1 pseudogene is annotated in these 264 nt (G+C 70.8%); it reads right to left on the bottom strand.

The features are described 5' to 3' along the window. A pseudogene (locus tag ACLBYB_RS33520) lies at positions 1-264 on the bottom strand (1-deoxy-D-xylulose-5-phosphate synthase); the annotation flags it as partial.

Here is a 264-nt window from a genome sequence, read left to right as displayed (position 1 = left end):
CGATGCCGGTGCCCCCCGGCATCGCCGCGGTGATCGCCACGACCTTGTCGTCGGCGTCGGCCGCCTTGATCAGGCTCTCGCCGAACACCCGCGTGTAGGCCGGCGCGTTCGGCTTGGCCTTGGCCTGGACCCCTGAGACCACGTCGAACTTGACCACGCCGTGGTAGCGGTCGGCCGAGGCCTCGGCGGGCGCGTAGCCCTTGCCCTTCTGGGTGACGACGTGGAGCAGGATCGGGCCGTGCTCGGCGTCGCGGACGTTCTTGA

This window comes from Methylobacterium sp. D54C (assembly GCF_053345595.1).
The sequence above is the reverse complement of the archived record's forward strand: the minus strand, read 5'-3'. Positions and strand labels throughout refer to the sequence as shown.